This window comes from Paenibacillus sp. S28, assembly GCF_016624415.1.
Classification (GTDB): Bacteria; Bacillota; Bacilli; order Paenibacillales; family Paenibacillaceae; genus Paenibacillus_AQ; species Paenibacillus_AQ favisporus.
The window spans coordinates 191333-207358 of the sequence record NZ_JACVTM010000008.1; the positions used below are offsets into that span (position 1 = coordinate 191333).

Annotated in this window: 10 protein-coding genes; all 10 read left to right on the plus strand. The window is 45.5% G+C overall.

Annotation, left to right across the window (positions count from 1 at the left end; translation table 11 throughout):
• The first annotated feature begins 264 nt into the window (after window positions 1-264).
• The 10 genes from IAE55_RS20175 to IAE55_RS20220 all read left to right on the plus strand — a co-directional run bounded on the left by IAE55_RS20175 (window position 265) and on the right by IAE55_RS20220 (window position 16005).
• Window positions 265-1014, plus strand: a complete 750-nt coding sequence (locus tag IAE55_RS20175; protein ID WP_200633705.1) for an SDR family NAD(P)-dependent oxidoreductase — start codon at window positions 265-267, stop codon at window positions 1012-1014.
• Window positions 1015-1149: 135 nt separating this feature from the next.
• Complete coding sequence (locus tag IAE55_RS20180) at window positions 1150-1569, plus strand: MarR family winged helix-turn-helix transcriptional regulator (RefSeq protein WP_076169578.1); 420 nt, start codon at window positions 1150-1152, stop codon at window positions 1567-1569.
• A gap of 172 nt (window positions 1570-1741) precedes the next feature.
• A complete protein-coding gene (locus IAE55_RS20185) occupies window positions 1742-2194 on the plus strand; it encodes a VOC family protein (protein ID WP_200633706.1) in 453 nt (150 codons plus the stop codon).
• A gap of 242 nt (window positions 2195-2436) precedes the next feature.
• The gene (locus IAE55_RS20190; RefSeq protein WP_200633707.1) at window positions 2437-6348 is read left to right on the plus strand and encodes a hypothetical protein; all 3912 of its coding nucleotides are present in this window, start codon (window positions 2437-2439) and stop codon (window positions 6346-6348) included.
• A gap of 20 nt (window positions 6349-6368) precedes the next feature.
• The gene (locus tag IAE55_RS20195; protein ID WP_200633708.1) at window positions 6369-9026 is read left to right on the plus strand and encodes an RHS repeat domain-containing protein; all 2658 of its coding nucleotides are present in this window, start codon (window positions 6369-6371) and stop codon (window positions 9024-9026) included.
• Entirely contained in the window at window positions 8999-11647 is a 2649-nt protein-coding gene (locus tag IAE55_RS20200; protein WP_200633709.1) for a polymorphic toxin-type HINT domain-containing protein, read from the plus strand. Before IAE55_RS20195 ends, IAE55_RS20200 begins: the two co-directional genes overlap by 28 nt.
• 12 nt (window positions 11648-11659) lie before the next feature.
• Window positions 11660-12058, plus strand: coding sequence for a YxiG family protein (locus tag IAE55_RS20205; protein WP_200633710.1), 399 nt, complete (start codon window positions 11660-11662; stop codon window positions 12056-12058).
• 417 nt (window positions 12059-12475) lie between these two features.
• Entirely contained in the window at window positions 12476-13024 is a 549-nt protein-coding gene (locus IAE55_RS20210; RefSeq protein WP_200633711.1) for a CPCC family cysteine-rich protein, read from the plus strand.
• A 1016-nt stretch (window positions 13025-14040) separates the two neighbouring features.
• The gene (locus IAE55_RS20215) at window positions 14041-14520 is read left to right on the plus strand and encodes a sigma-70 family RNA polymerase sigma factor (protein ID WP_076168631.1); all 480 of its coding nucleotides are present in this window, start codon (window positions 14041-14043) and stop codon (window positions 14518-14520) included.
• Between the two features lie 27 nt (window positions 14521-14547).
• Window positions 14548-16005 (plus strand): DUF4179 domain-containing protein, encoded by a 1458-nt coding sequence (locus IAE55_RS20220; protein ID WP_200633712.1) that lies wholly within the window; start codon window positions 14548-14550, stop codon window positions 16003-16005.
• Window positions 16006-16026: the final 21 nt, after the last annotated feature.

A 16026-nucleotide genomic window follows, 5' to 3' on the forward strand; every position in this document is an offset into this window, starting at 1 on the left:
GTTCCATCACGCAACCGCAACCCGATGTACGGGGGGGCGGTTGCTTTGTTCTCTAGATTAATAGATTTTCAGCAGAGGGAAACATTCTATAACCGCGCCCGAATAACTCCTGCTAAAAGGCGGTCAGCCTTCTATGACATTACGTCGATAGACTTTTTTATGAGGGATGCAGTTTCTACCAACTTGCATGCCACTCTGAGGTTTGTTATTATTTAGATATGAAATTATTAGATGGCTAAATATATAACGAAAAGAGGAAGCAGCATGAAATTACAAGGGAAAGTCGGTATCATTACCGGCAGTGCATCAGGCATCGGCAAAGGCATGGCGCTGGCTATGGCTAAGGAAGGCGCACATATCGCGATCGTCGACGTGAATGAGGCGAAAGGGAAGGAGACGCTCGCCGAGATTAACCAATATACGGAGGGAATGCTGTTCATCAAGGATATTTCCAAGCAGGAGAGCGCGCATGAAATCGTGGCCGACGTGGTCAAGCGCTTCGGCAAGCTGGATATTCTGGTGAATAATGCGCATGTATCGAGACAGGCCCCTTTTATGGAAACAACGCAGGAGCTTTTTGATTTATCCTTCGAAACAGGCTTTTATCCTACTGTTCATTTCATGCAGGCGGCGTATCCGGAACTGAAGAAAACGAAAGGCAAGGTCATCAACTTTGCGTCCGGTGCGGGCATTGACGGGCAGGTCACGCAGACGTCGTATGCTGCCGCCAAAGAAGCGATCCGGGGCGTGTCGCGCGTTGCGGCCAATGAATGGGGTCCGGATGGAATTAACGTCAATCTGATTTCCCCGATCGCACTGACGCCGGGCGTGGAACAGTGGCGCGAAAATGCTCCGGAGCTATACGAGGCGATGCTGAATAAAATTCCTCTGCGCCGGCTCGGCGATCCCGAGCAGGACATCGGCCGTGTTGCGGTGTTTCTTGCCAGCAGCGACGCCGACTATATCACAGGTCAAACCTTTATGGTGGACGGGGGCTCCATTAAATTGCGTTAAAAGCGGGATCGTCCTGCGCCGCAGGCTTCACGGGCGGCCAGGAACGGTGGATTCCCGGCTGAAAAGCATGTATGATAATGAAGGCCTCTAATGCAGATTAGAGGCTTTGACTTGCAGAAAGCGGGGATTTGCCTGATGGAAGAACAAACGATTTTTGAAATCATTCACAATATGGATAAAGTAACGAACAACCTCATCATCCAGTGGGGCAAATTGTTCAACGAGGACCTTGGAATTTCCCATATTCTCGTTCTGGCTCACCTGCAGCACCATGGGAACAGCCGGCCATCGGATATCGCCAAGGCTCTGGGGCTGACCCCGCCGACGCTGACCCATTTATCGGAAAAACTCGTGCAGAAGCAGTTAGCCGTTCGAATCGTCGATGAGAAGGATCGCCGTATCATCTATTTGGGGATTACGGACAAGGGTCTCGACATCGTTCAAAAGGCGAATCAGGACGGGCAAATTTTGCGCAGAAATCTTTTTGAAAAATTGACCGAGGAAGAAAGGCAGCAGCTGCTGAAAATCTATGAAAAGCTGACCGGGTTTTTATGAGAATCCCCGAGGTGCAACGTGACACCTTCACATGATGACAGCCATGTCGTGAGATATGGACATCACCTGGAGGTGTTTTTTGCTTTATTAAAACCATGACGTACAGTTGTCAGATTTTTCTTCTTATAATGGCCTTAGAAGATGAGGGAACAAACGAAGGAGGAAAATGAACATGAGCGTAAAACAAACGTTAAGAGGCATGGCGACGATTAATTATTGGGCAGACGATATGGAGGCAGCGGTGTCGTGGTATTCGGAGGTGCTCGGCATCTCCCCGTACTTCAAACGCACCGGACCGTCTGGCGAGCTTGCCTATGCCGAGTTCCGGGTTGGGGACTACCAGCATGAGCTGGGTCTGATCAGCCGCCGCTATGCTCCTTCGCAAGCGGTGCCGGGTCCAGGCGGTGCCATCATGTACTGGCATGTTGATGATGTGGAAGCCACATTTACGAAATTGCTGGATATGGGCGCAAAGAAATACGAACCAATTACTCCGCGTGGCGAGGGATTCGTTACGGCTTCGGTGACGGACCCCTTTGGCAATGTGCTGGGGATTATGTATAACCGGCATTATTTGGAGATGGTGGAATGGATGAAGAGAGGGAGCGAGGTTACGAATGATTGATAGTTTGTTTAGAGAAAAATAAAAAGTGAATTAGTACCCACAAAACGAGTACCTGGAAGAAGGTGCTTCTTTGTGGGTTTGTTTTTTTATAAAGGAAAAATGTCCTAAGTTTTGAGGACCATTTCCCTATTACATCTTTTTGGAAATTCCCTGATAAAAGATGAGTATCTTTTTTTTACAAAGGAGGGATTTACAGGAATTATATTTATTTAAAAACTTTTTAAGGAGGCATTTATCATCAAATGAATTGGAAAAAGGCATTTTTAGTCATGCTGATTTTTATATTGTCAGTATGTACTGGACAAGGTTACTCTTTTGCTCAATCAAACAGTATGAATCAAACACCTGCTAAATCGTACTTTAATGATCCTAATATTCCTCTAACAACAGATCAGGATCACTCTAGTGAAACACCATCGAATTCAGAAGAGCAACCAGGTGAGCAGCCTGACCAACAACCAGATGAGGGCTCTTCGCCCGATGATTCTACCGATCCGAAACCAGCCGATCCTTCTGCAGGTGAGGAGGAAGATAATTCGCAATTACCTGTTGGTGAGGAACCCCCGGCTGAAGAACAGGCGATTTCACCGTTGGCTGATGTCAATGAAACAATAATGATATATCCTGGTGAATCCTATTCTTTTTTTAATAGTGCTTCGACATCGCGCACACTTACTACTGATGCCTCCTTATCAAAAGGTATCACCTATGACAGTGTGAGCTATAGGTCAGACGGGACTTCTACGAGTGAATACATGGATAAAACCGGAAATTATGCCGTTCTTGGAGGAGCTACAGCAGTTCTGACGGCTACCGGTGTAAATCCAATGACCGTTACACTTAAGCCGGAATTTTCATATTCGGTTTCGTCTGAACCCGCCTTGAATAAGGTAACCATGTCTCATGGAGATAGCTACCGCCTTGTTAATAAGAGCAGCGGATATGTCAATATCATCAGCGATTCATCAAGTTCGGAAGACAGGTATTATGATTACGCTAACTATAAGGAAACCGGTGAGTTGTATACTTCCGATTTTAAATCTGTAGGAAAACCCAATGTTCCCCCTGGCGGAGAACTGGTTCTTACAGCGGTAGGAAGTAATACAGTCACCGTAGGAGTTCCCTACAGAACATTTATAACAGAGGTGAGTGCCGAACCGGCCTACACCAGAGTAACTTTAAATCAAGGAGACAGTTATCAATTCACGAACATTAGCAGTAAATCGGATACCATTGAAAGTGATGGAACCACTCAGGATAAGTTTGATTATGTCATCTATTTACCGGATGGTACGGAGAGTTCACGTGGGACGAATACATCGACGGAACCAACGGTTGCATCTGGAAGATATGCTGTTGTTACCCTAGTAACAGCTACACCAGTTACTTTTGGAGTTCCCTATCGAACCTTTGATGTTGAGCGCGCTGGTGGAGTGGCGATTAGTAGAATTACAGTTTATCCGGGAGAATCCGTTCTTTTTCATAATAACGGTTCTCTGAGTAATCCCATTAAAAACGATGCCAATGCTTCTACTGGCGGCGGAGTATTTGACTATGCCATGTATAGGGCGGATGGATCATTATATTCTAACGGATTTAACTCAAAATCCGATCCGACGATTTCGTCTATGGGCTATGGTGTGTTTACTGTTGCAGGAACGGTTCCAGTCGTCTTTGACTATACGGATGATTTTTCGGTGGAGTATACATCAGACCCAGCATTCCACCGAGTTACCTTAAAGAAGGGTGAAAGCGTTACTTTTTACAATGTAAGTGAGAAAAAGGAATACCTGGATAGCGATGCATCGACTACATATCAACGACTGTTTGATTATGTTGTATATTATCCGGACGGAACCGAGAAGAGCCGGGGCAAGGGAACAACCGTCGAGCCTATTGTTGATTCTGGTAATAAAGTAGTGGTTACCGGCGCGTCTTATACTCCCGTTACCATAGGGGCCATCTACACAGTATTTACGGTGGAAGACCGTCCAAACGAAGCCATTAGCCAGATCACGGTTTCGCCAGGACAATCCGTAATCTTTCACAATGGCGGCTCTCTATACAACCCGATTAGTAATAATGCCAGAAGTGTTGGCGGTCTATACGATTACGTCATGTATTATGCTGATGGAACGGTTTATTCTGACAGTTTCAATCAAAGCAGCAGCGGCCCCAATGTCCCTAAAGGAGGGGAAGCTGTCGTAACTGTAGTTGGTGATCAACCGATCATTTTTGACTATACAGACGAATTTACGGTGCAAAATAGCTCCGAACCCGTCTATTTACGGGTCACCCTTAACCGTGGTGAGAGCTACGAATTTACCAATATTAGCAGTAAGGCAGAACGAGTTAGAAGTAATGCTTCCACTTCTCAAGTGCGTTTATTTAACGTAGTTATATTCAAAAAGGATGGTAGCGAGAAGGTTAGATACGAATCAACAGCAAATGATCCACTTGTGTATCCCGGTGAAAAAGTCGTTGTGACTACAGCAACCGATAATCCTGTTACGTTTGGTGCAATTTATCGTTCGTTCCGTGGCCAAGATGATTCCGGTGAGCATACCATCCGTACCACGCTTAAACCCGGCGAATCTTATGCGTTCATTAATTCGAGCTCGAACATATTGAACCTTGATAAGATCGACGGAAGCAATAATATGATCGATTATGCAGTTTATTCCAAGGGCGGAAGCTTGTCGTCCGATGGTTTCGGGTCATTATCAGTTCCTCGTATCTCATCCGGTAGCACGGCGATTTTGACTAATGTATCGAACAAAAGTATTATCCTCGAACATTCAGAAGTGCTTCGTGCCGAATTGTCCGCGGAGCCTGCCTTCCATCGGATAACGCTCAATAAAGGGATGAGTTATCAATTTAAAAATATCAGCGGCCAAAGTAAGGCTATTGAAAGTGATGCATCGGCTTCCGATAATCGATTATTTGATTATGTAATGTACAAGCCGGATGGTACAGAAAGAAGCCGGGTTGCCTCAACCGATGTTGAGCCGACTGTAATAGCTAAGGATACCGTAGTGGTCACAACGGCTTCTACTATCCCTGTAACTTTTGGGGCTGTGTACCGGCTTTTTGAGGCCTCACCTGCAGAAACCCCTAACGGTTCAGAGATTACGTTAAGCCAAGGGCAAAGCTATCTGTTTAAGAATACCGGAACGATTGAGGCTGCCGTAGAAAGTGATGCTTCGTTAGAAAAACCTACAACATTTGATGTAGCCGTCTATGGAGGTGCTAACCAGCCTGTGCTCGCTGAGATGGATTCGGAAACAGCATCCATTCAAATACCACCGACCGGAACGGCTGTTGTTACTGTGACATCGCCAGAATCCGTTACCTTCAAGTTTTCAAAGCCGATCGAAGCTCAAGCGAGCACGGAAACGGCATTGGCTAAGAAAACGTTAGAGAAGGGGGGAAATGTCTCCTTTCATAACAAAAGTTATTATCCAGGGGAAGTCATGAGTAATGCTGCGCTAAGTGATAGTACCTTTTACGACTATAAGGTTCTGGATGTAAACCACAATGTGTTGAAGCAAGGTGAGCACGCGGTTGGCGGCCAAACGGTTCCTGCTACGGCTGATATTCGCCTTTATAATACTTCCGAAGGCGCCATTACATTTGCCGGACCGTTTAGAAGTTTTTCGATCGAGGAAATTGGCATCGAATTCATCGATCTGATCGATTCGGCCGAACAAACCATTCCTGTTTCAAAAGAGAAGGCGATTTATTACCGTTTCAGACCTGCATTTTCCGGAACATATCGATTTGCCGTTAAGGAAACGGGAACAGAGGATACAACACCACAACTGGCTTTGTTCAATGACAAAGAACTACAAGACAAGCTCAAGTCTTCGACGGAAATTGAGCAGGTTTACGGGAAAGAGTACACAACACTTGAATGGGATCTGGAAGCAAGCCGTTATTACTATTTAAAGCTTGACGAGAAAGATGGCAAAGCTCTGATTGGGGCTATTAAGGCAGCGAAGATGAACAAAAAGCCAAAAAGTGAGTATGAATATGGAGCTGCCGACCAGCTGATGAAGATCACCTTGTTTACAGGCGATCAGATTATTTTTGAATACGATAAGAATGGTAATTTGACGAAAAGAACAAAAAATATATTTCCTTATTTTAAGTGAAACTTCCAGGAGTGATGATTTTGAAAAAATGGCTACCTTTACTTCTCTGTTTAACCATACTTATTGAACCCTTTACCTTTTTTGCCGATCGTGGACAAGTCCATGCCCAATCCCATGGGGAAGCGAAAGCTTCTTCCAGGGTGATCACGTTAAGGGACCTAATTGATCATTATGGTAAAAACGAGTCATGGCTGGACCAGCAGCTTGCTTCAGGTTATTCGTTATATCAAATATATAGAGCATTAGAAGCAGAGAAGAGTGGTGGAAACGCCGAGTCTTGGCTCAGCAAACTAGATCATGAGCAGCCTGTGATCGGTGATACTGGGGTTACAACTACTGTCCAAGGTGCTGTATACCAAGATATTGGAAGCAAAGGAGAAACAATTGCTGGGGCTGCCGCTTTGGCAGAAACAAAGGCTTTTGCTGCTGCCGATACGACGGTTGACGAAAGTGCCATCAAACATACTGGTTTACAGGATGATGCTACCCTTTATATGAATTCCTATGGAGAAGATTCCATCTCATCGGCAACAGGAGATCTTCGCATGAGCAGTATCGACCTCAGTTTGCCGGGATTGATTCCATTCGACCTTGTGCGGACTTATGACAGTTCACGGGCAAACGAACAAATAGGAGTTCTTGAAGAAGAAGGGACCTACCGAAACGCCGCTTCTATCCGAAAAGAGGAAACTACATCGGCATTGGGAAGGGGCTGGCGTTGGGAACTTCCGTTCATTACCACCACGGACTCAGGTATGCGTCGGGTATATATTCCTTCAGTAGGTACATTTAACTTGACGGATTCCTTACAGCTTGATGGTTATGAATGGAACGATATCTCGATTCAATCCGATTCCTCCGTGACTGTTCATGGGGTCGTGAGCGCTTATCGGATCTCCATTTTGAACGGATACGATTATTTTCTCAGTGGAGAAGGGGACCTGCTCCAAATTAAGGACGCTTATGGCAACACCATTGATTTCAAATATACAACAATAGATGGAGCACGGTTACTGGAACAGATTCAAAATAACGATGGGAACTCCTTTAGCTTTACGTATGACGGGCCTCAGATTACCGTTCAGCAAACCGGGACAGATCGTAAGGTGATTTATCAAAAAACCGTAGTCGACGGTTTTCCTGTTCTTAGTAAGGTTACCGATTCATTAAACCGCACAACTAAATTTATTTATTCGATACAAGACTCACGCTTTAATTTTTTGCCGGGTCTGGTTGGCAATCCGGAGGAACATGGAATAACCCATACAGCGTTACTCATGCAAATGATTCATCCGACGTCGGCTGTGACGGATATAAACTATGAAGCTTCATTGAAAAAAATCGGCACATCAGCCACGCAGTACGTCTTTAAAGTGCGCAGCCGCGAAAACCAGTATAGTACGACCTCCGGTGAAGAGAAATTAGGTAGCGTTAGTTTCGATTATACCGGACAAGATTTGGATTCTTACGGTAAATCAACCGAATGGACGACGACAGTAAAAAAAGAAAAGTCACAGGAAGTGTTCACACTTGAAAAAACCTTCAGTGAAGATGCTCAACCGGATTTTATCTGGTTAGAACAACATGCTGAAGCGGGCGACAACACAACGTTTAAAACGGATTATGCTTACGACAAAAGTGTAAAACGGAATACGCCAACCCAGGTGACCGAATGGGCAGAACAAGAGGGTACGGCATCAGAGAAACTGATTTCATCTTATACGTATGATGATAACGGTATGATGACAACCGGAAAATTAAGTACAGGCCAGGAGACCACCTATAAGTATCAAAGCTCCTCGGCGCCATACCATTGGAAACTTCCCTCCCGCACTGAGGTTAAAGTTAACGACACCTTAAAGCGAGTCGTGGAAGAAGGGTATAACCTTCAAGGCACTGAAACGAAATACACGGTTTATAATGGCTCCGGTGGGTTGGTGCTTGCCCAATCCGAATTTACAATTGACGATAAAGGGAGAGCTAAAACAAGTACCACAAAGGATTATACGAACGATATCGTTAGCACCTATGCATATGATTCGCCCTATGGCAGTCACTTGATCACTTCACGATCCGTTACCGTTCATGATGCCAATTCCAAACCCGAAGTCATTACCGAGAAGTTTAGTTATACTCCTGCCGCGCAAATCAAGACGCAAACGGATGGTTCAGGACAAGAACTATCTTATGAGTATGATGCAGGTGGAAGGCTGACAAAGACTGTTTACCGGGATGGAACGACGTCTACGAATGTTTACGATGATTTTAACAGCCGGATCACTCGAACAGCGGCGGACGGTATCGTCACAAAGGAACAATATAATCCTCTTGGTTTGCTGTTGGAAGAACAAACAGGCGAAGCCGTTTATAAGTTTACTTACGACAGTGAGGGGAATATCGCTGTCGCAACGGATGCCGAGGGTAACACCGTAAAATATACGGCAGATGCTTTTGGACGACCTGTACAGACGCTGTATCCAGACGGAACTACCGATACCACGGATTATAATGCAGCAGCCAATACCATCACGTATACGGATGCAGCAGGAAACAAGACAAGAGGAAAAACGGACTTGCTGGGCCGTTCCATCGCGACGGAGGAGTTTAAAGACGGGGCATTTGTTCCTCTGGAAAAAAAAGGGAATATGACTTGGATGGAAATGTTACCGCAGTCATAGATGGAAAGGATCAGCGGACCCAATACACGTATGATGCAGTTGGTCAAATCTCAACCGTAACGACTCCGGACCAGCAGATCACCAGGTACCAGTATAGCAAGACCGGAAACTTGCTAAGCGTAATGTACCCCAATACCCAGGTGATCTCAAAACAATACGACAAACTGGGCCGCTTGATCAAGGAAACGGATCCTAAAAGACAAGCCACGACTTATTTTTATGATCAGCGCAGCAATTTGGTCAAACAGATCGACCGGCAGGGCAGAACTACGGAATATACCTACTCAGATGAAGACATGTTAACCGGAATTAAAGGACCCGATACTTCCGTGACTTATACGTATGATGATATCGGCCGAAGAAAGTCTATGACGGACGATCACGGCACCACATCCTACAATTATTCCGACACGGACGGAGCTCTGCTTAACATGAGTTACCCGGATGGGGTCCGTATTGATTATGAAAACAATACGCAGCAGCGGATTGGTTATACGCTAACGGATACAAAAGGATCATCACTTAAAGTACATGGCGAACTGGACGAAATGAATAGGGTTATAGCCATGGACATTACCGTGGGTACGGGTGGAAATGCATTAAGAGCGGCGTCTGCGGCTTCGCCTCTGGATCACATGACATTTGATTACACCGCAAATGGTTTCCTGAAAAGCCAGGCATTCAGCAATGGACTGCAAACCGGATATGAATACAACAGTTATGATCTCTCTGGGATGACTATCCAGCAAGGCGGAACGACCCAGCACGACTTTGGATATTCGTATGATAATAATAAGAACATTATTTCCCGAACCCAAAACGGTGCTGTGGATCAGTATACTTATGATCCATTGAACCGGATTAAGAGTGAATCCGGCAGTCAGGAAGAAACCTACAATTATAACGCAAATGGCAACCGCCAGGACAACGGCAGCCAAAAAATTTATGGACTGAAAAATGCAGAGTATTCCTATGACAGCCAAAACCGGTTGACTCAAGTCAAGGGAGAAGGGAAAGAGGTATCCTACAGCTATAACGGTGACGGATTGCTGTATGAGCGTACCGAGGAAAATACGAAAACTCGCTATTATTATGACGATGAGGCGAAGCTGATCGCAGAAGCAGATGTTTCGTCGTCCGGCGATCCTAAGATGACTTATGTATATGTCTATGATCTGAATGGACAATTACAGTCTCGGTTGGATAACGCGAGCGGGAAGCTTCAATATTATCAATTGAACGGTCATGGAGATGTCATCGGGCTGACGGACGCGGACGGAAAAAGCCTGAACAGTTACACTTATGATATTTGGGGCGGGCCGCTTACAGAAGAAGAAACCGTGCCGAATGTACTGCGATATTCGGGCGAATACTGGGATAGTACCACAGGATTGCAGTATTTACGAGCCAGATGGTATGACCCAGGCACAGCGAGATTTATGGGAGAGGACTCGTACCAAGGAAATATTTCAGACCCATTAAGTATGAATTTATATACTTACGTGGCAAATAATCCATTGAAATATGTGGATCCGAGTGGACATCGTTACCAATCCAATTCTCTAGCAGAGCTAGAACATGTTATTAACGAAGCAATGAAAGTCCGTTCCACTAAGTCCGAGGAGTATTGGGGATTCAGGTCCTATTTGGAAACCAAATTTGATCCTGTCTTTAATGAAGCTAATAATAATCGGTTCAGGTACTTGTTTGGTCTTCTCACGCAGACAAGTCCATATAAGAACAGTGCAGGATCAGCTAGCTGGGCTAAAGAACAACTCCTCGATGCCTATGACAAATGGTATTACCAATATCTGTTGGAAGTAGCGGGTTCCTCTATGGCTTTTGGAATTGGAAACGCTAAAAACAACGGGCGTGTCGGAACCGGGTGTAACTGTTTTGTTGCTGGAACCAAGGTACAGACAGACGAAGGGGAGAAAAATATCGAAGACATTGAAGTCGGAGATAAGGTTCTTTCCAAGAATGAAGAGACTGGGGAAGTAGCTTATAAAGAGGTTACGGCTACATTTAATCATGAAACGGATGAGATTTACAAGGTTCACGTGGGTGACCAAGTCATTGAATCGACCTATAATCATCCGTTTTGGGTAGATGGCAAGGAATGGACATATGTTAAAGACCTAAAGGTTGGAGACTTGCTTGTTCAGAGTGGTGGAAATACACTCAAGATAGACAGCATTGAACTGGAAAATAAGCACGTTACGGTCTACAATATGACCGTTGATGAGTTCCATACTTACTTTGTAAGTGGTCTTGGGATTTGGGTGCATAATACGAATTGTTTTGACACGAAAGTAGTAGCAAATTCATTATCGGGTAAATTGGGTGGTAATGTAGTAGAAGCAAGTGGAAGTGGTTGGAAAATAACCAACATTGCTAATCCTATCTCTAAGAATCAGCCAATAATGGTGAGAGTTATGAATGCAGGTTCAGGAGGAAGAGATAAGGCATATTTTAGAGTTTCAGTTGGAAATAAAGGTGCACTTACTTTAGATGGTAAACTATCCAACGATATGGCTAAAACGCATATAGATTTATCTGATAACTATGTTAACCAAATTCAAAAAATGATTGATAATTATGTGAAAACAGGTGGAAAGTAGGTGAAAGGGAATATGGAGAATATTCAGAATTACTTAAACAGTCTATGGACCGGTATTATAGAAAATCATGCTTTTGATATATTTAACCACTCAATTAAATTTGATATTAAGGTAATTAGTAACGAGGAGGAAGTTTATCACCAATTGAGGTTTAATAATGTTAAGGCGTTCTATTATTTGAATGACCAACCTCCGTTTGAGCCGGAAGACGATGACTATTTAGAGCTTACAGCCATAACTTTCCTAAAAGAAAAAACAAAACAAATAAAGGTGAGTTGTGGTTCAAGCGAGTATTCCCATCTATCAACTAAAACAAACTTTAGCTTGGAAATTTGGGGAAGAGAAATGATAATTGAAGCTTCGGTTGTGGAGATCGATGGAAAGTTTTTTGATGTAGGATTTTCAGAATGAATTATCTAATGTCTTGAGGGGCGCAACTCTTCAAGACATTTTCTTTTTACTCACATGCAGTTTTAGAACGTGCTTATCCCACTTTTGCCTCAAAAGGATAATATTCTAATCTTAGTCGTGGGAAATTAAAGCCCCATTGGAAAAAGCACGGACATGAGTTCGGTGATATATCCCAAAATGAGTATCTCAAACTTGCAAAGGGGTTTGCAGTTGAGTCTAATTCCTCGTTTAAAGAACAGACTGTAGGAAATTTCCTTGTTAAATATGACCCTTCAACTAGCCGTGTACTTGTTGGCCATATTAAAGATCGGCAAATAAGATCATTCTATAAGGATGATGGACGATCTGCCAACCCCTTCCAAGCTGCAATTGATCTGGCGAAATCACTAGGTGGAGGTTAATAAGTGAGGTGAAAACGTGAATCGAGAAGAAGCGATAGCTATTATTTTAAAAACAACGATTGAAGATTTGTCTAAGGAAGAACGGGAAGAAATCTTAATTGACTGGTGGGGGATAGAACAAGACGATCCTGAATTTAATAAGTTGCCGGAAACATTCCAATCGGAGATACTCAATTATGATGAACCTCAGAAAGATATAATGCATGAAGTTTACAGTGCATTGTTGCTTGTGGCTTTAAGAAAAAAATATCATGGGGTCAGAAACGAGTATTTATCGAAAAGAGTGTCAGCTATCCTTGGTTCTAATCAGGAGGTTGAGGGTTTGCAGGAAGAACTTTATAGTTGTCCATGTTGTGAATTTAAGACACTTCCAACCAAGGGTGAATACGATATTTGCCCAGTATGCTTTTGGGAAGATGATGGAAGTACAGATCCAAGTTGCTACAGCTCACCCAACCATATGACACTTGCACAAGCCCGTGAAAACTTTATTGAATTCGGTGTAGTTAACAAGTCTTCGTTACAATCCCTTGAAACAGATAGACTTGACATGTTTAGTAAATGAAAATTTAATAAGTGTTCGGCCTTGAGGGATAAATCCTGCAAGGCTTTCTTTCTAACCCACCCAGCCAAACGAATCGGGGCGGCAACGTCTCAAGAACGGCGGTTATGGCAACTGCATTATCATTGAACATGGCGGTGGTCTCGTTGCCTTGTACGGCCAATATGCAGAGCCCTTAGCCCCTTTCGGTCGGATAAGAGGTCCAAGCCGGGCAACTGATCGGAAGATCGGGAATACGGAGAGCTCGCAAGAGGCTCCATTTTGAAATCGGGATCAGCGGCAGCCTGGTCGATTCCCTGCCGTATCTGATTATATTTGGGACGACGATACAGAGGACGGCGACATCCAGGATGATATTTAAAACCGTCCAAAACAGCCGACCCTATATATGAAACGGCTTTTTTGGTCGAGTTTAGTGAAGAGTACTGCATTTTATTTAATGTTTTGAATGCCGTATACGAATAATGCTCCGAATGATGACCAGCAAGATAAAGAGTACCAATATCGAGTCTATGTTCTCTCACTAGCCCTAGGTCGTACTTCAAATGTTCCTCCTTCCCCAATCCAAAAAATAAGGCCAGTCGAATAAAGACTGGTTACAACAGGTTCATCTGTATTTAAATCCAAATAAAATCTGTCCGGTAGTTGCATCAACTACAATATTTTCTTCGGTTAATAATAATCTTTGTGTCGTTTTGCGCTTCTACACGGTTAGGCAGGATGAAGTACCATGGCTTGATACATCTAAATTAGAATCTTATTCGGATGGATTAATGCTCATCGAAATATAAGTATCCCATCCTGGAATTCTATCGGTCTTGAGGACTTGTCCTCAAGGCCATTTCTTTTACTAATTGACCTAAATCAGACGTCTTTTTAAAAAAATTCAATCGATTTCTCAATCTCACGCGTCTATATTATAGAGCGGCCGCCAAGAGGCCCGTCGGTGAACGGGTTGTAGAGATACAGAGGGGGGAGTGGGGACGCTGAATGCTGATAGTACATGGAGCGAGATCCATATGAATAGAACCACGCTGACGGAAGCAGAAGCGTTTTTTGAGCGTCTGACCGCCGAGCAGCGAAAATTGTATTCCATTGCCTACAGCTATTTGCGCAGTGAAGCCGATGCGCTGGAAGCCGTGCAGGAGGCGTCATACCGGGCGTGGGTGAAGCGGAAGAAGCTGAAGGACCCGCAGTCCTTCACCCCGTGGCTCATCCGCATCACGATCAACTGCTGCATGGACGAACTGCGGCGGAAGAAACGGGTGTTTCCGGTGGAGGAGCCGCAGGAAGGGGCCGTGCAGGAGATGAAAAGCAGCGAGCGGATCGACCTGCAGCGTGCGCTGGAGCGGATGAAGCCGAAGTACCGGCATGTCGTCATGCTGAAATATTATCAGGACATGACGTCCGTTGAAATCGCGAAGGTGCTGGGCAAGCCGGAAGGAACGATCAAGACATGGCTGCGGGAAGGCCTGAAGCAGCTCCGGAAATATATGTAGAGGCTGAGCAGAAGGGAGGGACAGGTTATGCCCGAAAAAGAACAGCGCATCCTGCTGCAGGATGCCTATGAAGTAAACAAGCATGCGGAAACGTTGCCTGAGATGAAATTGACTCTGGCTATGCGCAAAGGAATGGAGAGAGGAAAAATGCGTGAGAAGCGGCGTTTCTATTTTTGGAGTACGGGGACGGTTATGGCGCTAGCGGCGGCTCTGCTAATTATCAATTACTCGATCGGCAGCTTGGCCCATCGGGCGGAGCCGGTGCCGAAGCAGACTGCGGGGATTCCGAGCCAGGCTATGCTGGAGCCGTACCGATCGACCACTGTGGAGGGTCTGGCGAGCGCAATGGACCGGGGGCTCGTCAAGCCGATTGCCCAGAGCGTCGAACAAAAAGGGTATCGTGTAGAGGTAGACGGTGCCGTCACGGATGGCCGGATGGCCTATGTGCTGTTCGGTGTCCGCAACCAAACGGATAAAGAGGTCATCAACGCCGACGTATCCCTTGAGCTTGGCGGCGTGGAAGCCCCGTCCAAAGGAGCGTCGGTCGAATTGGCGGGAAGCAACAGCAACAGAATTCCGGCGAATGGAGCCAATCATTTTATTTACACCGTGCCCCTGAACCCTTCTGTTCAATATACCAAGGATGCCAAGTTTCATGTGACCTTGACGGAGACGTCAAACGAAGCACTGATGTCCAGCTCCAATAAATACCGGACGGCGTTCGACATTTCGTTTGAGCTCGATCTCGGCATGTTCAAGGACAAAGAGCGCGTGCTGCACCCAGACCGGACCCTGACAGTAGACGGCCAGAGGGTTCGTGTGACTCAGGTCATCTATACGCCGCTGCACACGTACGTCGATCTGGACTATGATCAGTCGAACGCGAAACAAGTATTCCGGCTGCTCAGTCCGGTGCTCATCGGGAAAGTCGGGGACGAAATCGAAAAGCTGTATTATCCGAAGTGGTACTCTCGGGACAATTCGGAGGCCCTCACGGAGGGTACAGATGCGATGCTGATGTACGGCAGCGGCCAGAAATACGCCGAGTATGATTCCATTAGGCTCAAGACGGAGGGCACCGCTGCGGTGGACAAGGACCAGCTGCAAATCGTGATCGACCTGAAAAAGAAGCAGATTGTGGAGGCGCCGGACTCCCGCTTTACCCTGATTTCATACACCCGGACGGCTGGCCCCGGCGAGGTGCTGATTCACCGCGAGCTCGAACACGCCTATGCCGGCGAGAGCCTGTCGCTGTCGCTGGATGACAGCTTCACCGATGCCGACGGCAACGTCCACAAAAGGCAGTCTCCTGAAGGATACTCCCAAGGTGGACATAGCTGGTCCAACAAGAAGGACACGATGGGAGACGATTACGATTACAACTTCGGCAAGGATGCGGTAGACTATCCGCAGCCGCTGACCATTAAGGTGAAGCAGATATGGATGCCGAATCGCGATACGCAGGCGGTGGAACTGCTAAAGTAGCCAGCGTACAACCGCGTACAA